This is a genomic window from Trichocoleus sp. DQ-A3, assembly GCF_039961975.1.
Lineage (GTDB): Bacteria > Cyanobacteriota > Cyanobacteriia > Cyanobacteriales > FACHB-T130 > FACHB-T130.
Genome location: NZ_JAMPKC010000025.1, coordinates 1 through 22,400, shown reverse-complemented (window position 1 = coordinate 22,400; position 22,400 = coordinate 1). Strand labels below are relative to the sequence as shown.

The following is a 22,400-nucleotide window of genomic DNA, read 5'->3' as shown; positions in this document are numbered from 1 at the left end:
CTTCAGACTTTAACCAAAACTATCATTGTAAGCCCAATCTAGGAGAAATTTAAAGTGAGCAGAAAAATATTTTTTGGTTCGCTTTTTCTATTCTGGGGGGAGTTTGACGATGGTGAGCCAGAAGTCCTCGATTGACTGCACCACCCGCAGGAACCGATCTAGGTCAATCGGCTTACTGATGAAACAGTTGGCATGTAAATCGTAGCTGCTGAGAATATCTGGTTCGGCTTGGGAGGAGGTCAGAACAATGACAGGAATCCTTTTAAGCTGGTCATCCTGCTTGATTTCTGCCAACACTTCAATACCGTTGCGCTTCGGTAAATTGAGGTCAAGGAGGATAATATCGGGACGAACGGCATTGGCATACTTTTCTTCTCTTTTGAGGAAAGCGATCGCTTCAACACCATCCCGGACAACATTCAGGTGATTCCCAACCTGACTGTCTCTAAATGCTTCTTGGGTGAGCCGAATATCACCCTCATTGTCTTCAACTAGCAGGATTTCTACGGGTCTATTACCCAGATTCACCTTGGGTTCTCTCCTGTTCTGGGAATTGTAAAGTAGAATACACTTCCCTGTCCCCATTCAGAATCCACCCAGATCCGCCCACCGTGTCGATCGACGATTTTTTTGCAGATAGCTAAACCAATTCCGTTACCAGGATAGGTTTCGCGTGCGTGCAAACGTTGAAAAATGACAAAAATTCGTGCTTGATGAGCTGGGGCAATCCCAATACCGTTATCGCGGACTGAGAAGACCCATTCATTTTCGCTTGTTTGAGCGGAAACGTGAACCTGGGGGGGGGCATCTTTACGAAACTTGATTCCATTCCCAATTAAGTTCTGTAACAGCTGCCCGATTTGAGTCGCATCCCCCCTCACCGAGGGTAGGGGATCGCGGGTAATGGTGGCATTATTTTCGGCGATCGCAATTTGCAGATTGGCGATCGCTTCCTCAAAAGAGCGATCGCAATCCACCATCTCAAATTCCCGACTTCGCGTTCCCAGGCGCGAATACTCCAACAAATCTTGAATCAGCCGTTGCATCCGGTTCGCACCATCGACGGCAAAATCAATAAAATCGTCGGCGTCCTCATCCAGTCTCCCTTTGTAGCGCCGAGACAGAAGCTGGGTGTAGCTGGCAACCATTCGCAGCGGTTCCTGCAAGTCATGGGAAGCTACATAAGCGAATTGTTCCAGTTCCGCATTAGAACGAGCGAGTTCCTGTGCTTGTTTGAAGAGAGCCTCCTCCATCCGCTTACGCTCAGTGATGTCAATGACAAAGCACACACCTTTATCTTGATGTCCTTCCAGGGTCGCACCGCCGATCAAAATAGGGATACGGCTGCCATCTTTACGAAGATATTCCTTCTCAAAGGGGCTACAAATCCCAGTCACGGCTAGCTCCTGGATGCCCTTTTCATCGAGATAGTTATATTCCACAGGAGTCATCTTTTTCCAATCCACTTTCCCTAAAAGCAGATCCTCCCGCGTGTACCCGACCATCTCTAAGAAGGCGTTGTTGGCTTCTGTAACGTTACCTGACACATCCCAGAAGAGAATCCCAATCATGTTGGATTCAACGACGCGCCTAAACCGAGCTTCGCTTTCTTGTAATGCCTCCTCGGCTCGTTTGCGTTTGGTGATGTCGGTGGAGATGCCGCAAACTCCATAAGGAACTCCAGCCGCGTCGCACAGGGGAAACTTAGTCGAAATGTACGTGTGTAGTCCGTCATCTTGAGGCACAACTTCTTCCCACTCCACAGCAGTTCTGGCTTCGAGTACCTTTCGATCGTTCGCCCGAAATACATCCGCCATTTCTTTGGGGAAGAGATCGTAATCAGTCTTGCTTTTAACCTTTTCTCCATCAATATGAAAAAGAATTTCAAACTGGTGATTAATAAAAATAAACTTGCCCTCAGTGTCCTTGAGATAGATAACTGCCGGAATGTTATCTAGAATCGCCTGCAACCGCGCCTCGCTTTCTCGCAGCGCCTCCGCCGTATGTTTCTGGTCGTCGATGTCTGTGCAGGTGCCGAACCACTTAACGATTCGTCCGGTAGGATCTTTCATCGGCACTGCGCGAGTTAGGTGCCAGCGATATTGTCCGTCCGCAGCCCGTTTGAAGCGATTTTCGATTTCGTAACTCTCGCCCGCCTCCGCAGATTGATGGCACCGCTGTATCGACACCAGCCGATCGTCCGGATGTAGGACAGAGAACCATCCGTCACCCTGGCTTTGTGAGAGGGTTAATCCGCTGTAATCAACCCAGCGCTGATTGACGTAATCGAAATCACTATCTGAGTCTACAGTCCAGACTATCTGCGGGATGGATTCAGCGAGAAAGCGATAGCGCTGTTCGCTTGCTTCGGCTAATTCACGAGCTTCCTGTTCGCGGAGCAAGAGTTGGGCGCGTTCTTCTTCTGCGCGCTGACGCTCGCTGATTTCACTTTGCAATGCTTGGTTGATCAGCCTTAGCTCTGCTGTCCGCTCGTTCACTCGCTCCTCAAGATCGGCGTTCAGGGTGCGAATGTGTTCCTCTATCTGCTTGCGTTCGGTGATGTCGGTGGAAATTCCACAAACGGCATAAACAACGCCACTAGCGTCATAAAGGGGAAACTTGATTGAAATGTAGGTGTGTAACTCATCGTCGTGAGGGGCAACTTCTTCAATTTCTATCGGAATTTGGGCTGCGAGTACCTTTTGGTTATTCTTGACAAAGGCATCGGCGATCGCATTCGACCAGATATCGTACAAGCTTTTACCAATCGTCTGCTCTTTATTCAGGTCAAACAAATCTTCACACCTGCGGTTGATCAGCAGAATTCTGTGTTGAGTATCCGTTAGATAAATCAGCGCTGTGGAATTATCTACGATCGCCTGTAGCCGTTCCTCGCTTTCTCGCAGTGCCTCCTCTACTCGTTTGCGCTCAGTAATATCGTGCATGGCAACAACCGCACCCAGCTTTGTTCCCTGCGAATCAAAAAATGCTTGTCCGCTCGCTAGTAAGGTGCGAAATTTGCCTGAATTTGGGGCGATCGCCATTTCTACATCGCGGACATGCTCCCCTTGTAACGCTCGAAACAGCGGGATATCTTCCCGCTTCATAGGCGTTTTGCCGTCGGACAGATATAAATCGTAGTATTCTGCCCACTGCTCAGCCGGAAGCGGTTGTTCTGGCAAGCCATGAAAGGCTCGTGAAGCCTGATTAAACAGAGTCAGGACACCGTTGGCATCACAAGCAACGATTCCGGCTTCTACGTTATCTAGCAATACTTTTAAGAATTCTCGTTCTTTTTGGAGAGCTGCCTCGGCGCGTTTGAGATCGCTGATGTCGCGGCTCACAACCAAGGCAGTTTCGATTTCACCTTGCTGGTTAAACTCCGGAACCACACGCGATTGAAAGTTGCGGAATCCGTTTACCGTGACAGTCTGGAATTCAATCGCTTGTTCTTGACCTGTTTCAAAAACCATCCGCAGGGTATCTTCCCAAAGCTGGCACAACTCTTTTGGTGAGCCGGCTTGTTCGGGAGTCTTGCCGATGAATGCCTGCGCTGGCATTGCCGTGCTCCGCTCGACAAATGAATTGACATATACATAACGCATTTGTCTGTCAAGACGCATCATCGCATCGGGCGCATTTTCAAGCACGGCTTTGAATTCCTGCTGGCGGTGAGAGAGTGTCTCCTCTGCTTGCTTGCGTTCGGCAATTTCGCTTGCCAATTGTTCGTTGGCTTGCCTCAATTGTGCCGTACTCTGCTCGACTCGCTCCTCCAGTTCTGCATTGAGTTGGCGCAGTTCTTCTTCTGCTTGTTGCCGTTGGGAGTCTATGGTTTTTAATGTTTTCGCATTCCACCAAACCAGGATGCCAAAAACCACCGCGTTCATCACTCCAAGGATTGCCAGTCCGATGTCGCTGTGGGAGTGCTGTGGAAATACATTCTTGAGGAAAGGAAGCTCGAACAGCCAATCGAGCATCACCAAACAGCCAAGTGGAAACGCGATCGCGATCGCAGCTGGAGACGCGATTTGCAGGAAAGAAAGTAGACGAGAATGAGATTGAGGCATATTCGTGGTTTAGCCCTAACCAAAGGAGCTGTTTTCTTTAACGGCGTCAGCGCCATCCTGGAACTGTTTGATAGCAAGAATTGATGATGAGTTCTCGATCGAGGCTGCTAAAGGAGTTGGAAAAGTGACTCATTCAAACCTAAAAATTGTCTCTCTGATTCCCAGCGCTACGGAAATTTTAGCGATCTTGGGGCTAACTCAGGCGATTGTCGGGCGATCGCATGAATGCGACTATCCGCCAGAAATCCAAAATTTGCCCGTCTGCACCCAGCCCAAATTTAACCCCGAAGGCACCAGTCCGGAAATTCACGATCGCGTTACAGATTTGTTGCAATCTGCGTTGAGCGTTTACCAAGTCAAAACCGACGTTCTGGAACAGCTGCAACCCACCCATATTTTGACTCAAGCTCAGTGTGAAGTCTGTGCTGTCAGCCTCTCAGAAGTCGAGCAAGCGGTTGCTACGCTCACGCACTCTCAGCCGCAGATTATTTCCTTACAGCCTAATTTTTTAAGCGATGTCTGGGCAGATATTCAACGAGTCGCTGATGCCTTGGGTATCGCTGCGCCACCCGTGCTAGCTGGGTTACAGTCTCGCATCGACGCTTGCGTGCAAAAGACGCAAGCACTTCCTGACAGCGCCCGTCCTACAGTTGCCTGTATCGAGTGGATCGATCCCCTGATGGCAGCGGGAAATTGGATTCCTGAATTAGTCAAAATGGCTGGAGGTCAATCTCTGTTCGGTGTTGAGGGTGAACATTCGCCGTGGTTGAAGTGGGAAGCGATCGCCACCTCTAACCCCACCGCCATCATCTTCATGCCCTGTGGCTTCGATTTAAACCGCACTCGTGCTGAGGCAATGCCGCTACTCCAACGTCCCGAATGGCAAAGCTTGCAAGCGGTACAAACCGGCAGGGTTTACATCACCGATGGCAACGCCTACTTCAACCGTCCCGGCCCCCGTTTGGTAGATTCCCTGGAAATCTTAGCCGAAATTCTGCATCCCGAAAGCTTCCATTTTGGATACGAGGGTACTGGCTGGGAGTGCTTATTGGCTCGTTCCACGTTATAAGTTACATACTTCCTTCGCAAAAAAATCTATCTTTGGGCTGACCTCTCTCTACTATCCAGATGAAGATAGTAGTTTAGAAGTGCTGCTACCTGAAGGTGTGTCTGCCCAAATCTAGCTAAGGGTTGATTTTTTCGTCTGACTCGCTGCGGAACTTGCAAAGTAGTTGCACGTAGCATGACAACGGAAATATCGGATTTCTGTAGTCTTTACGGAAGCTATATCCTTGACTTTATAAAACAGGCATCGCTGGTTCCACTAATCATGCAGCACTGCAATTAAGGGGAACTACCAAGATTATGAAGCCTGTCGAAGAATTACAAATTTTACCAAGCAAGCCGGAACCGTTATCAAGCAGTAGACTTGACTGGATTGATTATGCTAAAGGCATTGGCATCATTTTAGTTGTCTATGTCCATGTTTTGACCAATTTAAAAAATGCTGGAATGGGAATGCATGATTTATTTCATGATTACTCTTTTAATTTTATTTCTAGCTTTCATATGCCACTTTTCTTTTTTCTTTCCGGTTTATTTGTAGAAAAAAGCTTATTAAAGGGTAACAAGAAATTCTGGGGGGATAAATTCAATACAATTGTGTATCCCTACTTACTTTGGTCTGTTATCCAAGGTAGTATTTTGGTTTTGATGTCAACCTACACGAATAATCCCATTAAATTGCAGTTTAAAAATTTACCATTTTACATGGCTTTTAACCCCATTCCTTTAATTACTCTTTGGTTTTTATATGTTTTATTTGCGTCTTATTTAGTCTTTGCGATCGCTCAAAAATTTATCAATTTATATGTATTGTTTTCTCTTTCTATTTTACTTTACTTGCTAAATCCCTATGCACCTAGCGAAATTCTGACTAAATTCATGAGTATGTTTGTATTTTTCGTCATTGGGGCAATTGTGGCACGCTGGTTGCAGAATGACTTGAAAAACATTCCGAGTACCTTGTATAAATTGAACAAGCAACAAATTGGCGCGATCGCGCTGATATTTGTCATCTTTCAAATGACACTTTTACAATTTGGTTTAAGCGAACAACCAGGAACTAGATTTTTTATGGCATCTGGAGGAATCATAGTTACCCTAGGCATATCTTTCTACTTAGCAGAAACCAAAAAATTAGATATTATTCGCTACCTGGGTTTTTTATCGATGCCCATTTATTTAGCTCATATGTTAGCAATGGGAGCGACTCGAATATTCCTCCAAAAAGGTCTTCACATCAATCATGTGGTTTTACATATCATTCTGGTAACTATTTTTAGTCTAATATTACCAATCCTGTTGTATGAGCTAACAAAAAAGATAAAATTTCCTTACCTATTTTCCTTAAGTAAACGTTCAGCCCTATCTTCAGCAATTTTGGCAGAGAAAGGCACTCAAGCATTACAGCAGTAGGATTGGGATTGCTACCGCACTCAATGTGCGAGTTGAAAGACGAGGGTTTTCTTCGCGTGATTTGTGTCTTCGTAGTTCAAAAATTGTTTTTAAAACCACGAAGACGAGAAGGTAAAATGCTGCCGAATTGGCATGATTTACCATATTTTTTTCTCACATTCACAGGGTTAGATAAGGATTTCCAACGATAAATTGGGGTTAAAAGCTTATCCTAGAAAGCCGCCAAATACGGCTAAACCGTAATATTTCCAAGGAATAGCCACTGTAGTAAACCCAGAATTTGTCAGCATTTCTAAGTGGGAGGTTAGAGTCGCTAATTGATCTTGACTAGAGTAACCTTGAGGATTGCTCTTACCAATTTTGTCGCGAATTTCTGCCAGCGTTGTTCCTTGCTGCAATGTCCATTCTTCCCGCGCCGCTTGGTAAATTTCCTGCATCTCTGGTGATTCTGGCAGGATGGGATCTGCGTTCCAAAAGACGCCGCCTGGGTTGAGGCTTTCACCAATCCGCTGAAATAATTTCAACTTCATTTCGTCGGAGAGATGGTGAATTGCCAGGGATGAGACACAGGCATCAAAACTTTCTCCTAGCGATCGCGCATGATTTGCCCAGTCTCCGAAGTCGGCTTCAATTCCTGTCCACCTGTCTGCATAGCCTGCTGCGTGGATTTTCTTTTGTGCAAACTGAATCATCCGAGGAGAGTAATCTACGGCAACCAGTTGGGCATCAGGACAGCGGTTGAGGATTTTTAAACTGAGTTCGCCGGTACCGCAGCCGAGTTCCAGGATGGCTTTGGTTGTAGAGGGTAGACAAAAGGCAATCGCATCCAGCATTTCGTCATAGCGTGGCAACAGATGGCGAATCCCAGTGTCAAAATCGGCGGTGTTAGCGAATACTTCTCCAGGAAACATAATTTAAACCACAGAGGTACAGAGAATACGAGGAAATAGAGAATAGTAAGATTCTAGTAAGTTTGAGCAAGGCGAAGGATGCAGGAACACGAGCAACTGACTATTGCAGAGTACCAAGCGACAGCAGAATCGTTTCGGGAGGGCACTTGGGATCACGATGTTTCCCAAAATCGTGATGCCTTGGTAGCGGCGATGCCTAAAAATCCGGGTAAAATCCTCGATCTAGGCTGTGGTCCCGGACGAGATTTGCTGGTATTCAAACGCCAAGGGCATACTGTGATTGGCTTGGATGCAACGCCTGCGTTTGTGGAAATGGCACGACAGGCTGCGGATTGTGAGGTTTGGCAGCAGTCGTTTTTCAATCTCGATCTGCCGCCAGAAACCTTTGATGGGATTTTTGCGAATGCATCGCTACTTCACGTTCCTCATTCCCAAATGGTGAAGGTATTGAAGGATTTGCATCAAACGCTGGTTCCTGGCGGCGCAATTATTATTTCTATTTGTCGTGGAGATAGCGAGGGATATAGCGTTCGTCCAACCGGCTATCGCTTTGTTTCCGGGTGGGAATATGAAACTTTAGCACCTTGTCTAGAACAAGCTGATTTTGAGATTCTCCACCACTACTATCGTCCCCCAGGATTGCCCTGTGAGGCTCAATCTTGGCTGGTGATGGTGGCAAGGAGAAGATTAAAAATTAAAAATTAAAAATGCAAAATTGAAGAATAGGTTTGGGAATTTTACATTTTTTCTTCGCCCTAATTACGGCAAAATATGAAATATCAAGTTAGGACAGTAAGAAATTTAAGATGACAAGTGAATCCTATATTTTTCTAGCGGGTGCCAGTCGGGGCGTTGGTCGAGAAATTGCCAACTACTTAATACAGGAAAACCAGAAGGTGAAGGCATTGTTGCGATCGCCAGCATCTGCTGCCGAATTGGAAGCGATGGGAATTAAAGGAGTGATGGGAGACGCTTTAAATGTTGCCGAAGTTGAGCAGGCAATCTTAGGAGATGAACCGATTCATGCTGCGATTAGCACCATCGGCGGTTTACCCAAAGACGGCGAAAGAGCTGATTTTTTGGGGAACAAAAATCTTATTGACGCTGCTGTGAAAGCAGGGGTAAAAAAGTTTATTCTCATTTCTTCGATTGGAAGTGGAGATAGTGTCGGGGCTATCCCTCCACAAGCTTTAGAAACGCTGAAGCCAGTGTTAATTGAAAAGGAGAAAGCCGAGAAGTATCTGATTGACAGCGGATTGACTTACACTATTATCCGCCCCGGCGGATTGAAGTCTGAACCGGCAACTGGCAATGGAGTTTTGACGGAAGATCCGCGAGTTGCGGGGACGATTCATCGCGCGGATGTCGCGCAGTTGACTTGCCAGTGTCTTATTTCTGATGCTGCGAACCAGAAAATCCTCTCAGCGGTTGACCGAAATATGATGTATGGGCAACCAGAGTTTGCGGAATTTAGCTTGACTTAAACGGTTTTACCCAGCCTAGCTGAATTGTCCAGTCGAGGAGGAGACGAGCGATCGCAAATAGCAAAATACTCTCTCCTCCCAGAATCCCAAAAGACCAGAAGGCATCGGGGAAATTTAACCCAGCCTCCACTTGCCCTAATCCCCGCACCAACCCAAAGGCAAACACTGCGCCAGTCCTGAGGTGTGGATTGGGGTCTTCTCGAATAATATAGCGGTAGGTGACGCCAAACAGAAAACCGCTCAAAAGAGCGATCGCCATACTCACTAGAAAGTGAACGCCATTCGTGACTTTTAGATTGGCAAGTGTCTCAAACTGCTCCGACAGCACGAGAATATTGCTCAGGGTAGCAATGCCATAACCCAGGAAAAAAGACAAAGCAGCAACAGTTCCTGCCTTGATAGATTCTATTCGCTCAAGCCGATCAACCATCTCGTGCAATATCCTGTGAAAATCGCTCCTAGTTCAGTTAAAGGTTTTTTTGGCAACCTCGTCATTCGCCGAGGTCTGCCATAGATGCCTCAAATTGAATTATGATAGGCGCTGGAGTGATGATTGGGCATTTATCTTTACATACAACTATGGATATTTTGACGCTGGGTTGGGTTTCAGTTTTGGTTCTGTTTACTTGGTCGATTTCAATGGTCATTTGGGGTCGTAACGGCTTCTAGAAGCATTGTGGAAACTTCTGTTCTGACTGTTCTGGCTTTTTCTACCTTCGGCCTGTTGATATTGGTTTCTGGGGGTATTATCTATCTGACGCTGATCGAATGGCGCGATCGCCGTCGCCAAGATCGGGAGAGGCGAGAAAATAAGCCCTCTCGTCGTCGCTCAACTAAAGTCTAGGGTCTATAAAAGGCAAAAGTAAAAATTTTTACTTTTGCCTTTTGCCTTTTGAGCGAAAAACTCTTCAGGAGTGAGGACTGAGGGCTGAGGACTGAGGACTGAGGACTGAGGACTGAGGACTGAGGACTGAGGACTGAGGACTGAGGACTGAGGACTGAGGACTGAGGACTGAGGACTGAGGACTGAGGACTGAGGACTGAGGACTGAGGACTGAGGACTGAGGACTCAGTAAAAAAGAAGTTGGCATCCTCAGCAGACAGGGTTTCAAGCCCTTGGCTCTAGCCATGAAGAAGAAGAAAAAACTTTTGCGTCAAGAAGTTTAACTGAGTCCGTGTTCCGGTGTTATTCAACCATCGCCGCCCATTCCTGCTTCAAGATCCCGTATACGAGCGTGTCATGCCACCGTCCCCGGATGCTGACATTCTCTCGCAACCGACCTTCTTCGGTCATTCCAAGCTTCTGCACTAATGACACCGCCCCTCTATTTTCAGCGATACAGTGTGCATAAATGCGATGCAGTCCAAGCTCTGTAAAGCCAAATTGCAGTAGCGGACGACTCATTTCAACAGGATAATTTCGCCCCCAGTGTTCGGGAGCCAATTCACACCCAATTTCTGCTTCTGAGGCATCGCGATCGCTTTTGCGAATACCGCAATTACCAATCAGTCCGTCCTGTCTCCGGACGACTGCCCATTGATACCTCCATCGGGGCGTTTCTTGCTGCCACTGGAGGAAGCGATTAACGAAGGCGCGAGCGTCTGCCTCAGTGCGCCCGACCTCTGGATAAAAGCGTTGATATGCTGGCGTGGATTGATAAGCTAAAACGGCAGACCAGTCGGCTTCCGTAAATTCCCGCAGCAGCAGACGATGAGTTTGAATAAACATGGCTCCATTCCGAAGTGAAAACCTACTTCATCTTCAACGTTGCTCGCAGGGGGTTAACGACTGATACGGACTCCGAAGATTAGCGTCGAGCGCAATTATCGCAGTGTCCGCACCGCCAGCCAGCTGCCTCTTGGGTGAAGCCAAAAGCCTGTAACAAAAACTGCCAACGGCACTGTCGTGTGTTCAGGTATTGAGCCATCTGGGACTGAACTTGCTGCTGCTGGCTACTGAGTTCCCCAAAAGAGCGAGATTTTCCAACCGAACGCCGAACATAATTGAAGGGATCTTGCCACTCCAATTGTCCAGCACTGTGGAGGAGAGCAAGCGCTATAGCACCGTCTCGAAACTGTTTGGTTACGGCGGTTACTTCCCCTTTTGGTGGGAGTTTGGATGCGAGTTGCTGAGCTTCTTGATATTGCGATCGCATCTTTCCCGCAAAAAATTCCCGTCTTTGCTTATCCTCCGGGTTCAGCCACCCCGTCCGTTCGCTCACCAAGGTTAAAGCTTCAGATAATTTACCATCTCGTCCAGCTCTCCCTACTTCCTGCACGTACTCGGAAAGTAGTAAAGGCGAGTGAAAATGAACAACCCACCTAACATTGCTTTTGTTAATCCCCATCCCGAAGGCGCAGGTACACACGACAAAAGGCATTTCATCACTCAGCCAGCTTGCTTCAATTGAGCGGCGTTCCTCTGGACTCAGCCCCGCGTGATAAGCTGCTGTTGCACAACCGCGATCGCTTAGTAACTGAGTTAATTCTTCGCTATCTCGCCTGGTGCGGACGTAGACTAACCCTGCTTGTTTGGGTCTTTCCTGAATAAACTTCAATAACCCTTGGCGGCGTCCTCTAGGTGTCCAAATGGTTTGCACTTTCAGGTGTAGATTTTGCCGATAGGGGCTATTTTTGAAAACCGCTGGCTGTTGGAGTTGTAAGACTTGTTGGATGGTTTGCTGCGCTGCGGGATCGGCAGTGGCAGTGAAAGCAGCGATCGCGATTTTTGTCCCAGATGGCTTTAATTTTAGCAGCGCCGGTCGCACTGCTCCCAGCCGTCGATAAGTTGGTCGAAATGTCTCTCCCCACTGCACTAAGCAATGCGCTTCATCGAGAATTAAGCCGTTAATTTTTAGTTTTGGTTGACACAACTTTTCCCAAACTTGGGCACTCAGCAGCGTTTCTGGGGATAAGTACAATAATCTCAAATGTTCGAGAGTTTGCAGCGTTTGCCGTCGTTGGGGAGTTGGCACTTCGCTATGCAACAAGGCAGCGGGTAAATTGCGATCGCGCAATTCCTGCACTTGATTTTCCATTAGCGCCACCAAGGGCGAAATCACTAACGTTAGTCCCGTTTGCAGTAGCGCCGGGAGTTGAAAACAAATCGACTTTCCCCCGCCCGTTGGCATCACAATTAGAGCATCTTGCTTTTGCAACAAGCTGCGAATAATTTCTCCTTGTGGAGGTCGAAAATCATCATATCCCCAGATTTTTTTGAAGGCGATGCGGACTTCTTCCCAGGATTTTGTTTCGGAATTATTCATCATTCGTATGTAGATGCTATCGCTTCTATAGCAATCCTAAATGATTCATGAATAAGAGATCCCCGACTTCTTTCTCGAAATTGGGAATCTGAAAGGCTAGCATCTACAGCTCAAATAGGATTGATTCTAGTGGCTGATCTTAGCAATAAGATATATTAAGCTTTAGCGCAATATAACGTAGTTTGTTTTAGTTTTTTCTTAAAAAGGAGTGCCCTCAATGGTTAACTACGGTTTAAATTTAGCCTCGATACTCGGTTTAGTGTATTGGGTTATTGCTTTTATTTATCCAATAATGACTATAATTTTAATAATTGAACGTTCAAGACAGATGAGGCCTTTATCGGTAATTTTTTATGGTATTCAAGTTTTACTTTTACCAATAATAATGTTCTGGTGTGGCTTAATGTTATTGTCTCAAGGTTGGCGTATAGATCCAATCCTTCAATTTGAACAATTTCTTTTAACAGGGGTCATTATTTGCATAATTATTAAAGATAATTTATATTGATTTTATTTAAAATAATAAAGGAGTTAATGAAATGATAAATTTTGGTTTAAATTCAGCATCGATTTTAGGACTACTATATATTATTCTGGCTATCACCTACCTAAGTTTAATTAGAAGTGCAGCATCGAGACGAACAAATAACTTGAGTGACTCAGTTTTAAAATTAGATAAATTTGTATCTGTAATTATAAGAAGTTTGCTGCTAATTTCCGGGATAATTTTATTTTTGCAAGGTTGGCGTTTAGATCCAGTTTTACAATTTGGGCAATTTCTTTTATTTTCATTAATCCTTTATATGATAGGGAAAGATATTGTGATTGAGCGGTTAGAGCGACACAGATAAATTAAGAAGAGTGTCCGGTGAAAAAGCGGTAATTCTTCAGAGCGATCGCTCTTTTATCTCTCCCTACGAAACCTAGTTAAACATGACTACATTTTTCATGTAAAAAAGGCAATTAAGACTTTGAGGGAAGCACAGTTTGTTGTGCTTCCCTCAAAGTCGGTGGTCAGTTGCAATTAATCGCTAACTATTGACAATTTCTGATTATCAATTACCCATTACCAGCCCCAACAAATTCAGTTTATTTTCACCACTCTGCTTAACTTCAGCTAATTAATAAAACTGGTAGGATTTCCCGCCGTAATCGGCTTGGGAATTGGGCTAGAGATGCCTGAAGGCGCTTCCGTCGAACTGGGTGGTGTCGCCGGTTGGTTGAAGTGTTGATAAGCGGTACGAGATATCTGGCGAATCAACTCTGAGGCCTTAGCGTCATTGTGGGGGCGTTGCACCATCACAGCGGCAATGTAGCGCTTGCCAGTGGGCATATCAATCAAGCCAACGTCCGCGATTAGAGAGCCAATATCGCCGGTTTTGTGGGCGATGTTAGCGCCTTTCCCCAGTCCCCGTGGCAGCAACGAATCTGTCACCGTTTGTTGCATGATATGCAAGATGCGATCGCGCGATGGCACCGAGACCACATTGCCTTGATTGACCATTGCCATCACTGTTGCCAACTCCTTAGGACTCGTAGTGTTCGTTCCTTCCAAGTCCGGTAGGGCGTTGTGGATAACAGTTGACGTCAATCCCCAAGATTGGAACCGCTGATTCAGCGCCTCAGCACCGCCCAAACGCTGAATCAGCATATTGGTAGCGGTGTTGTCACTAATCGCAATCATCTTCGTTGCCACCTCTAGGGCGGTGTACTTTGTCCCTGGCTTTTTGTACTGCAAATCGCCGGAACCAGAACCCATCAGATTTTTCTCTAACGTTAACGGTTCATCCAGACGAATTTTTCCAGCATCCACATCTTGGAAAAAGGCGACGAGAATTGGCACTTTAATGGTGCTAGCAGCTGGGAAGATTTCGCTACCCGAAAAGTCGAGATAGGCACCCGTCTCCAACTCTACTAAAAAGACGCCTGGATTTAATTTGGAATTTTGTGTCACCAGCGCCTGTACGTGTGCTTTCAGCGCTGGGATTTCTTGATTCAGCGTCAGAACAGAAGTACCCGCCGCCGTACCCATCGCCGCGTCAGCTTGAGCTGGTGATTTTTGTCCCGGCGCTTGACCAATCGCCCCGACTGCTGACTGCTGATGGAGAGACTCCTTGTTAGCAGCGCCTGCTAGCTGGCGGGTTGCCGGGTCCCAAGCAGATAAAACAGTTCCCGCGATCGCACCAATTCCCACTCCCAAGATGAGCAGACGGGCACCGTACAGCCAGGGAGAAACCGGGCGTCCGGGCGATCGCGTCCGGCGCTGAGGTAAAGTTCCCCCGCTCTTATGCGTGCCTGTGGGCTGAGCTGGCTGGGCAGGAGGGCGTTTCTGGAAGCGCCTCACATTCCCCTGTGACGGGACGGGGTAAGGGCGCACTGCCTCGCGCAGACTTTGATTGGGGATTGAACCGCCTTGACGCGAGCGATCGCGGCGGCTTGTTTGGGGTGCAGGTGCTTCTATCCCCTGCCTTCCCCGATTCACATCGGAAGCGAATCGCGAGAGTGATTTCCTCATTGGCGTGGTGGATCTTAAGGAACGATTGGGAGCAGAATTTGACTGCACCTGTCGCAGTGACAGACTGGCGCGGGAGGAGTTTCGAGTACGTAGGGACGGGGAAGATTTTTTTGGTTCTGTGTCTAGGGGCGCATTTTTCAAACCGAAACCCATCCTTGCTGAACTTTGATTCTTTCCTCGCGGCGTCGCAGCCACTTCACGGCTCACGCTCAAGGGTATAGTTTTGAGTGCGTCGCGTCGATTCCGCGACGCGGGTTGTCTTTTTTGTTGCTCCCGCCGACGTTCGCGGATGTCAGAACGATTGTGTTGGTTCGGTGAGGATGAACTATTTGGGCTTTGCCCATTATCTTTAAACGTACTTCCTCCTGATACCGCTGACACAACTGACTGAGTTTCAGACTGCTGAGTCACTCCTAACTCCTCCACCACTATGGTTATTGTTAATTGTTAGCTGTTAAAAAGAGTGACTAACCACTGTACCGGCTAAGCCTTGGCTTTACTTTTCCAGGGTCTATCACTTGCATCAGGGAACGAATGCTTTTGCGTATCGCAACACCGCTAACGGACAAAAGAGCGTTAACGTTAACGTTCCTAGCAACTTTTGCTTATTTTATGGTGCGTCTTGCTGTTCTGGTTCATTAGCAACAGAATGTGGCAAAAATTGTAGCGCCCAGTCCATCTGGCTGAAAATGCCTCGGAGCATTGCCACTTCTGCTTTGCTGGGATTGGCTCGATTGAACAGACGCCGGAATTTTTCCATACGGCTGCCAGCGGTGTGGGGATAGAGATAACCCATTTTTAATAACACGGCTTCCATCTGTTGATAATACCCCTCCAAAACTTCTAATGAGGCAGGGTCAATGGTCAGTTGTGGGTTTTCAGTTGGGAGAGGCACGGTACTGCCATGCCCGTACTGTTGATTGTCAGTAGTTTGCGACTGACTGCTGAGTGCTGACCAATTTTGGTAAAGCTCGTAACAACAAATCCCAACTGCTTGAGCCAGATTTAATGAAGGATACTCCGGATTCGTGGTAATGCGTACAAATCGCTGAGCATAGTTTAATTCCACATTACTTAACCCGCGATCTTCTGGGCCAAAGAGCAAGGCTGATGGCAGCGGTTCTTCCAGCAACCAAGGTAAAGCGATTCTGGGATTTTCTAGCGGCGTGTCTAACGTTCGGGAGCGGGTAGTGGTGGCGATCGCTTTCACGCACCCTTGTAATGCCTCTGGGATCGTCGCGACTACCTGAGCCGATTCCAGTACGTCTATGGCATGAACTGCCATATCCGTTGCTTCTTTCGAGAGGCGATCGCATTGGGGATTCACCAGTACCAACTGCCGCAACCCCATATTTTTCATCGCGCGAGCCACAGAACCTACGTTCAGCGGGCCTGCTGGCTCTACCAATACAATCCGCACCTTAGCTAATCTAGTCTCATCCATAAGTAAAAAGAATAAAATAGTCTAAAAGCGCATCTCTCTATGGGCGGACATAATTACCTGACTTCCGATCTATTTCGTAAAATTGAATATTGGTAATGTACCGTCAAATTAACATGAAGCGCGTTCGATCCAAGTCCGACTTACCCAGCAAAATTTGCCCGGTATGTCAGCGTCCCTTTACCTGGCGCAAAAAATGGGCTGATTGTTGGGATGATGTGAAATACTGTTCGGAGCGCTGTCGCCGCCGCCGCAACCAAGCCAATGAGTCCGCGTAAAAGCCCAATTTTTAGATTTTCGATACTGGATTGAAAACATCACAAATCTAAAATCTGAAATCAAGGCTGAGTCTTGGTATTTATTAAAAATTACAAAGGATTGAAATATGTCACTCAATCAGGTGCAACCCAAGGTGATTATTCACGGTGGTGCCGGTAGCGCCCTCAAAAGTCAAGAGGGGGCTGACGCAGTCCGCAAATCACTCTACAAAGTCGTGGAAGAAGTGTATACCCTACTATTGGCAGGAGCAACTGCCCAAGCAGCAGTCGTGCATGGTTGCCACTTGATGGAGGACGATCCCCGCTTTAATGCGGGAACAGGTTCGGTACTGCAATCAGATGGTCAAATTCGCATGAGTGCCTCCCTGATGGATGGGGCATTTCAGCGCTTGAGTGGCGTGATTAATGTATCCCGCATTCAACATCCCATCGATCTGGCCCAAGCTTTACAAGCTTCACCCGATCGCGTGCTATCAGATTACGGGTCGGCAGAACTCGTGCGGGAATTGCAGGTTCCGATTTACAATCCGATGATCGAGATTCGCTTGCAAGAGTGGCTGCAAGAGCGGAGCGAGAATTTTATTAAAGAAGCCGCTGGGGTGGTAGCGGAAAAAGAGCTGGTGGATGACCCAGAGGCTGGACGCGGCACGATTGGAGTCGTGGTTTTGGACGGTCAGGGAAATTTAGCCGCAGGCACTTCGACGGGAGGCAAGGGTTTCGAGCGGATTGGTCGAGTCAGCGATTCCGCAATGCCTGCGGGGAACTACGCCACCGCTCAAGCGGCAATTAGCTGTACGGGAATTGGAGAAGACATTATTGATGAATGTCTGGCAGCGCGGATTGTGGTGCGGGTGACGGATGGTTTGTCTCTTGCAGATGCCTTCGAGCGCTCCTTTACCGAAGCGCGTGGGCGTCAGCGAGATTTTGGGGCAATTGGGATTGATGCAACTGGAGCGATCGCATTTGGGAAAACGAGCGAAGTCCTCCTCGCTGCTTTCCACACTGGCGAACAGATGGGCGATACCTTGGAATGGACGGGTGACACCCTATCCGGCTTCATTTCTTAAGTGCAAGTAGGGTGGCAGGTTGCAGCCTACTTGCAGTTATGGTGTAAAAATATTAACCCCTAGGTGCATACATAACGACCAGCGTGCCAAGCAGAGCAATCCAACCTCCTAACAAGTCAAATTTGTCTGGAGCTATCTTATCTACCTGCCATCCCCAAAGAATAGAAAGAACGATGAAGACACCTCCATAAGCTGCATAAACTCTCGCAAAATTGGCAGGTTGCAGCGTCGCAATGATTCCGTAGAGAATCATTGCGATCGCTCCTAAGAAAGCAAACCAAATACTCTTATTTTCCCGCAGCCAAAGCCATATCAGATATCCTCCACCTATTTCGCATAACCCGGCTAAGACGAAATAGAATACAGACTTGATAATTGGCATCTTGATTTACTCCTGCTGGGGTTTTAAGCGCCAGCCTTTTCTGACGACTTGACGGGCACGGGCAATTACCAAAGAATCATCTAGAACGTCTTTCGTGACCACAGACCCGGCGGCAACGGTTACGTCTTCTCCCAGTGTCACTGGCGCAACCAGAACGCTGTTGGAGCCGGTTTTCGTGCGATCGCCGATTTTGGTACGATGCTTCTTCACGCCGTCATAATTAGCAGTAATTGTCCCCGCCCCGATGTTCACTTTATTTCCTAAAGTGGCATCGCCTAAATAGGACAGGTGGGCCGCATTGGTGCGATCGCCCAAGGTGCTATTTTTCAGTTCCACAAAATTTCCGATGCGGCAAGATTCCCCGACTTCTACATGACCGCGCAAATGAGCGTAGGGGCCAATCCGGGTGCCCTTTTTAACCACACTGTCAGTCACCACAGAATAAACCACCGTCACATTTTCCCCAATCTGGCTATTTTCAATCAAGCTACCAGGGCCAATGCGACTCCCAGATGCGATCGTGGTATTTCCCCGTAGATGAGTTTGCGGTTCGATCGCTACATCCGGTTGCAACTCTACCGTGTCATCAATGGTGATCGTGTCTGGACTCACGAGAGTCACACCCGCCGCCATCCAGGCATCCTTGACTCGCTCTTGTAAAATTTCGTAAGCATTACTCAGTTGTTTGCGGTCGTTAATTCCCAGAATTTCCTGGTAATCCTCCACATCCACAGCCATCACCGGCTCCATGAATTTAACCGCATCGGTTAGATAGTATTCCTGCTGGTCATTGTTGGGTACCAGTTGCGGCAATACTTTTTCCAGTTGAGGCCAATTGAAGCAGTAAACTCCTGCGTTAATCCGGCGATTTTGCTTTTGAGCAGGCGAGCAGTCCCGGTCTTCTACAATCTCTTTGACCAGATTTTGACCATTACAAAAAACCCGCCCATAGCCTTTGGGGTTGGGCATTTGGGCGGTAAGGAGGGTGGCGGCGTTCTGATGCTCTTGGTGAGTTTGCAGCAGATTTTTGAGCGTTTGCGATCGCAACAAAGGGACATCCCCATTTAAAACCAGCAAATCGCCGGTGAAGCCTTCCAGATGGGGGAGTAATTGCTGGACGGCATGACCCGTGCCCAACTGCTGGGTTTGTTCGACAAACTCCAGATTGGGAAGTGGGGGCAATCGATCGATGACTTCTATCAAGGCATCTTTGATGCGATCGCCTTGATACCCAACGATGACGAGGCACCGCGATGGTTCGACTTCAGACAAACTATGGAGAACCCGTTCGACGAGCGATCGCCCTCCCAAGGAATGTAGGACCTTGGGCAGATCCGATTTCATCCGCGTCCCACGTCCCGCTGCAAGAATTGCTACTGCTACCATATTCAGCTTTTCGCGTTATCAGACCAGCTAAAAGAATAAAGGATGAAGCATGAACCATGAAAGAGCGTTCGTGGTTCTTTCCGGGTGAAACATTGGCTCAGTCAGCCGACGCCAGCATCCGACTAAATTTTTGAGTCAATCCGAGCTTGCCCCTACACGGCTTCTGGCATCGCCTCAGCAACGCGAGCTGATTGAATAAACTCAGTAAACTTCTCTACTAATTGAGGATTTCTCCAACCTTTTGCCGTTTCTTCTGCAAAAATTTCTAAGGCTTGTGCTGATGTAAACGCGCGTTTGTAGGGACGTTCGCTTGTCAGGGCATCGTAAATATCAATAATTTGAAAAACCTGCGCCAAAAAGGGAATCTCCTCATTAGCTAAACCATCGGGATAACCCGTTCCATCCCAGCGTTCGTGGTGATTGCGAATAATTGGAATGACGCCCCGCATGGTTCGCAGCGGCTGACAAATTTTCTCACCAATCAGGACGTGCTGCTTCATAATTACCCATTCTTCGTCGTTGAGTTTCCCGGTTTTGAGCAGCACGGCGTCGGGAATGCCCACTTTACCGATGTCATGGAGATAACCGCCCCACATCAAATCCCGAACTTCGTTGCGAGAAAGATTCAGAAATTCACCAAAAGCTTTACCCATTTCCACCAGCCGTTCGCAGTGATCGCCTGTCGCCGGATCGCGGCTTTCAACACTACGGGCAATCGAGAACAGGACTTGTTCGGCGTGATCCAGGTCTTCATTCAAACGCTTTTGCTGGACGAGAGACCGGACTCTGGCAGAGAGTTCTAAGCGATCGAAGGGTTTGGTCAGAAAATCATCTCCACCTGCTTCAATGCCCAGAATGCGCGATCGCCTATCATTTAGCGCCGTGATAAAAACGACCGGGATCAGGCGGGTTTGTTCGTCTTGTTTTAACTTCCGACATACCTCAAACCCATCCATCCCCGGCATCATTACATCCAGCAGAATTAAATCTGGGTTGCACTCGACTACACGCTTCAATGCATCTGGCCCACTTTCTGCCTCCAAAACTTCGTAGCCTTCCACCGATAGCAGTGCTACCGCCGTCATCCGACTGGAGGGATGATCGTCAACCACCAGAATTTTGGGCAACTCCGAACCTAGAAAGCTCACTGAAGACAACCTTGTTTGAGAAGAAGCAGCCGTTGATAAATTGAGCATGATTTATAACATAAATTTGTTTTTAGTATGAGCGAATAGCTTAACCGTGGAATCGGGTTTTTCACGGATATTAACAGCACTTAGCAGACATCTTGATTGCAGCTTCCGTCTTCTGGCATCAGGCATCGATTTAATCTTCTGATAACCTACAAAATTCGGAGATTCTTTATCTGTCCGGGTTCGGTCAGGCAGTTCTTAAAAGTTAATAATCTTTCACTTGAGCGATTGCAAAGAATGCTACGATTATACACCGCCGTTTGAGACCTAGACCATTGCGGCGATCCCATTCAATCCCGATCGCGGACTGTAATAACCCGCACTGTTTGCAAGCAGAGGTTTGTTCTAAAGCACTTGCTTGTAGAGCTATTGAATTCTGAGCTGAGATTGAAATAACCAACGCTTTTTCCAATGAGAGGTTGGCTCTAAAGCACTGGCTTGTTGATCGATTTGACGACGCTGCAAAATCGCATCAGCAGGTTCGCACAGATGAGGGTCGCGGTAGGGAATGGCAGCTTTGGTGTGCAAATGCTCTTGTTCTTGTACTGAAAGCGCCGCTATATCTAGGTTTGTAAAACTAGCGACCGTTCCAGGCGATCGCCTTCCCACCGGGAATGTCGCACCAATTTGTAACCCAGCGGCGATTAAAGCAGCCCGCACCGCCGCCGCACAAGAATAAGTAGCAAGTCTCCCATCGGGTTTTAAGCACTTGGCAACCCAGCTTAAGAATTCCACCGTCCACAATTGCGGACATCGGGGGGGTGAAAAAGGATCGAGAAAAATCGCATCTGCCCGGAAGTTTGAGTGGTATATATGCTGAATTGTGGCTCTGGCATCTCCCACTATTAGCTGAGCATTGAGGCGTTCGGTCTGAACTTTGCCAGAAGTGGCTAGCTGGTGGAAAATTTGAGCGTTTTCTGGATTCCAGTGGTTCAAAAGATGATGCGCGATCGCTGCTTTTGGTACCGATGCATCTAATTCCAGCCCCACCCACTCCACTCGGCAATTTGGATTCACTTCCCAAATCGTTTCCAAAGCCGCCGCGGTGTTGTAGCCCAGACCATAACAAATATCCAACAAATGTAATGTTGGTTGCTGTGCTTTCTGCCTAAGTTGAGTCGGTTCGACAAACTTAAGTTCGGCTTCCTTCTTCGCACCCTGCTGACTATGAAAAGTTTCGCCAAACTCTTCTGAAAAGAAGGTGAATGAGCCATCAGCGGTGAGTTGAGGTGTGAAGATGCCCATGTCTTGCATTTTTTAGAGAGGAAGGCAGGTTAATAAAGCACTGCAAAAACTGCTTAAGCTCAGTTGAAACTAAATTTAATTTTTCCAGATGACGAGTGACTCTTAGGCAAACTGCACGACTTCGGCTACGCTTGCCCACTCCTGAACCCACTTTTTACATAATGCATCAATCACTTCAGCCTCTTTAATACGAGATAACATGAAGCCCTGATTACCAAGATGCTGCTCTATGGAAGCTCTAAAGTGAGAAATTTTCGGTCATTTATTCTTGAAAACCGCTCGGGAAATCTTTCTAATAAGCAAATCAAAAGTTTATCATACCGCTGATTAAATGCATTACCAACGGGTTGCAGTTTATTGGGTGAAACTGGTTTAGTTTTGGTCAAAATGTAACCTTTCCAGCTTAGCGATAATTTCGTGTCTTGCTATCTATTTTATTGGTTCTAATACTCAGCTAACGGTGCTTAAACGAAAAACAAGACTCTAAAAAGGTATAATACAGGCATGGCAACCATTTCACGTTATGGTGTGATAAATGAAAGAGACAACTCCCGCCGCCATGCCCCCTTGCTTCAATAGATGGTGCAAACGCTTTGATGATATATTGACGCATCAAGCCCAAAAACGGGAGTTTAGGAACTATATAAGCGGATTATTGGGGGAAAGTGAACGAAAAAACCTGTCTCA

General features: G+C 47.3%; 21 protein-coding genes and 1 pseudogene. 9 read left to right on the top strand and 13 right to left on the bottom strand.

Features of this window, described 5'->3' with window-relative positions:
* Nucleotides 1–87: 87 nt before the first annotated feature.
* Complete coding sequence (locus tag NDI44_RS23790; protein WP_339380773.1) at nt 88–528, bottom strand: response regulator; 441 nt, start codon at nt 526–528, stop codon at nt 88–90.
* A complete protein-coding gene (locus NDI44_RS23785; protein WP_190414719.1) occupies nt 525–4,067 on the bottom strand; it encodes a PAS domain S-box protein in 3,543 nt (1,180 codons plus the stop codon). Before NDI44_RS23785 ends, NDI44_RS23790 begins: the two co-directional genes overlap by 4 nt.
* 124 nt (nt 4,068–4,191) lie before the next feature.
* Here NDI44_RS23785 and NDI44_RS23780 point away from each other — a divergent pair, with 124 nt between their 5' ends.
* Nucleotides 4,192–5,136, top strand: coding sequence for an ABC transporter substrate-binding protein (locus tag NDI44_RS23780; RefSeq protein ID WP_190414718.1), 945 nt, complete (start codon nt 4,192–4,194; stop codon nt 5,134–5,136).
* A gap of 296 nt (nt 5,137–5,432) precedes the next feature.
* Nucleotides 5,433–6,545 carry an acyltransferase gene (locus NDI44_RS23775; RefSeq protein ID WP_190414717.1) on the top strand — a complete coding sequence of 371 codons (1,113 nt, stop codon included), beginning with the start codon at nt 5,433–5,435 and terminating at the stop codon, nt 6,543–6,545.
* A 206-nt stretch (nt 6,546–6,751) separates the two neighbouring features.
* On the opposite strand, the gene NDI44_RS23770 is transcribed toward NDI44_RS23775, so the two are convergent.
* Nucleotides 6,752–7,456 carry a class I SAM-dependent methyltransferase gene (locus tag NDI44_RS23770; protein WP_190414716.1) on the bottom strand — a complete coding sequence of 235 codons (705 nt, stop codon included), beginning with the start codon at nt 7,454–7,456 and terminating at the stop codon, nt 6,752–6,754.
* A gap of 78 nt (nt 7,457–7,534) precedes the next feature.
* Between NDI44_RS23770 and NDI44_RS23765 the strand changes: the two genes are divergently transcribed.
* Both NDI44_RS23765 and NDI44_RS23760 read left to right on the top strand, forming a co-directional pair.
* The gene (locus tag NDI44_RS23765) at nt 7,535–8,161 is read left to right on the top strand and encodes a class I SAM-dependent methyltransferase (protein WP_190414715.1); all 627 of its coding nucleotides are present in this window, start codon (nt 7,535–7,537) and stop codon (nt 8,159–8,161) included.
* 101 nt (nt 8,162–8,262) lie between these two features.
* On the top strand, nt 8,263–8,940 hold the full coding sequence (locus NDI44_RS23760) for an SDR family oxidoreductase (RefSeq protein ID WP_190414714.1): 678 nt from the start codon (nt 8,263–8,265) through the stop codon (nt 8,938–8,940).
* On the opposite strand, the gene NDI44_RS23755 is transcribed toward NDI44_RS23760, so the two are convergent.
* Nucleotides 8,927–9,370: a hypothetical protein gene (locus NDI44_RS23755; protein WP_190414713.1), complete on the bottom strand. Its 444-nt coding sequence runs from the start codon at nt 9,368–9,370 to the stop codon at nt 8,927–8,929. The genes NDI44_RS23760 and NDI44_RS23755 overlap by 14 nt on opposite strands.
* Nucleotides 9,371–9,519: 149 nt before the next feature.
* On the opposite strand from NDI44_RS23755, the gene petN reads away from it, so the two are divergent.
* Together petN and NDI44_RS23745 are read left to right on the top strand one after the other, a co-directional pair.
* The gene (gene petN / locus NDI44_RS23750) at nt 9,520–9,609 is read left to right on the top strand and encodes a cytochrome b6-f complex subunit PetN (protein WP_190414712.1); all 90 of its coding nucleotides are present in this window, start codon (nt 9,520–9,522) and stop codon (nt 9,607–9,609) included.
* A 7-nt stretch (nt 9,610–9,616) separates the two neighbouring features.
* A complete protein-coding gene (locus tag NDI44_RS23745; RefSeq protein WP_190414711.1) occupies nt 9,617–9,784 on the top strand; it encodes a hypothetical protein in 168 nt (55 codons plus the stop codon).
* A 64-nt stretch (nt 9,785–9,848) separates the two neighbouring features.
* Here NDI44_RS23745 and NDI44_RS23740 read toward each other — a convergent pair whose 3' ends face one another.
* From NDI44_RS23740 to NDI44_RS23720, 5 genes are all read right to left on the bottom strand, one after another.
* Nucleotides 9,849–10,031: a hypothetical protein gene (locus tag NDI44_RS23740; protein WP_190414710.1), complete on the bottom strand. Its 183-nt coding sequence runs from the start codon at nt 10,029–10,031 to the stop codon at nt 9,849–9,851.
* 95 nt (nt 10,032–10,126) lie between these two features.
* On the bottom strand, nt 10,127–10,669 hold the full coding sequence (locus NDI44_RS23735; RefSeq protein WP_190414709.1) for a GNAT family N-acetyltransferase: 543 nt from the start codon (nt 10,667–10,669) through the stop codon (nt 10,127–10,129).
* A 79-nt stretch (nt 10,670–10,748) separates the two neighbouring features.
* Nucleotides 10,749–12,206: an ATP-dependent DNA helicase RecQ gene (locus NDI44_RS23730; protein ID WP_190414765.1), complete on the bottom strand. Its 1,458-nt coding sequence runs from the start codon at nt 12,204–12,206 to the stop codon at nt 10,749–10,751.
* A 1,117-nt stretch (nt 12,207–13,323) separates the two neighbouring features.
* Nucleotides 13,324–15,132 carry a serine hydrolase gene (locus NDI44_RS23725; protein WP_339380771.1) on the bottom strand — a complete coding sequence of 603 codons (1,809 nt, stop codon included), beginning with the start codon at nt 15,130–15,132 and terminating at the stop codon, nt 13,324–13,326.
* Nucleotides 15,133–15,331: 199 nt separating this feature from the next.
* On the bottom strand, nt 15,332–16,165 hold the full coding sequence (locus NDI44_RS23720) for an RNA methyltransferase (protein ID WP_190414706.1): 834 nt from the start codon (nt 16,163–16,165) through the stop codon (nt 15,332–15,334).
* A 113-nt stretch (nt 16,166–16,278) separates the two neighbouring features.
* On the opposite strand from NDI44_RS23720, the gene NDI44_RS23715 reads away from it, so the two are divergent.
* Together NDI44_RS23715 and NDI44_RS23710 are read left to right on the top strand one after the other, a co-directional pair.
* The gene (locus NDI44_RS23715; protein WP_190414705.1) at nt 16,279–16,440 is read left to right on the top strand and encodes a DUF2256 domain-containing protein; all 162 of its coding nucleotides are present in this window, start codon (nt 16,279–16,281) and stop codon (nt 16,438–16,440) included.
* Nucleotides 16,441–16,547: 107 nt separating this feature from the next.
* The gene (locus tag NDI44_RS23710; protein ID WP_190414704.1) at nt 16,548–17,507 is read left to right on the top strand and encodes an isoaspartyl peptidase/L-asparaginase; all 960 of its coding nucleotides are present in this window, start codon (nt 16,548–16,550) and stop codon (nt 17,505–17,507) included.
* A gap of 52 nt (nt 17,508–17,559) precedes the next feature.
* Here the strand turns inward: NDI44_RS23710 and NDI44_RS23705 are convergent, their stop codons facing one another.
* The 4 genes from NDI44_RS23705 to NDI44_RS23690 all read right to left on the bottom strand — a co-directional run bounded on the left by NDI44_RS23705 (nt 17,560) and on the right by NDI44_RS23690 (nt 21,722).
* Complete coding sequence (locus tag NDI44_RS23705; protein WP_190414703.1) at nt 17,560–17,889, bottom strand: YnfA family protein; 330 nt, start codon at nt 17,887–17,889, stop codon at nt 17,560–17,562.
* A gap of 6 nt (nt 17,890–17,895) precedes the next feature.
* Complete coding sequence (gene glmU, locus NDI44_RS23700) at nt 17,896–19,275, bottom strand: bifunctional UDP-N-acetylglucosamine diphosphorylase/glucosamine-1-phosphate N-acetyltransferase GlmU (protein ID WP_190414702.1); 1,380 nt, start codon at nt 19,273–19,275, stop codon at nt 17,896–17,898.
* Between the two features lie 152 nt (nt 19,276–19,427).
* Entirely contained in the window at nt 19,428–20,471 is a 1,044-nt protein-coding gene (locus NDI44_RS23695; protein WP_190414701.1) for a two-component system response regulator, read from the bottom strand.
* 363 nt (nt 20,472–20,834) lie between these two features.
* Nucleotides 20,835–21,722 carry an MnmC family methyltransferase gene (locus tag NDI44_RS23690; protein ID WP_190414700.1) on the bottom strand — a complete coding sequence of 296 codons (888 nt, stop codon included), beginning with the start codon at nt 21,720–21,722 and terminating at the stop codon, nt 20,835–20,837.
* A 526-nt stretch (nt 21,723–22,248) separates the two neighbouring features.
* Here NDI44_RS23690 and NDI44_RS23685 point away from each other — a divergent pair.
* Nucleotides 22,249–22,400 (top strand): annotated as a pseudogene (locus tag NDI44_RS23685) (IS701 family transposase); the annotation flags it as partial.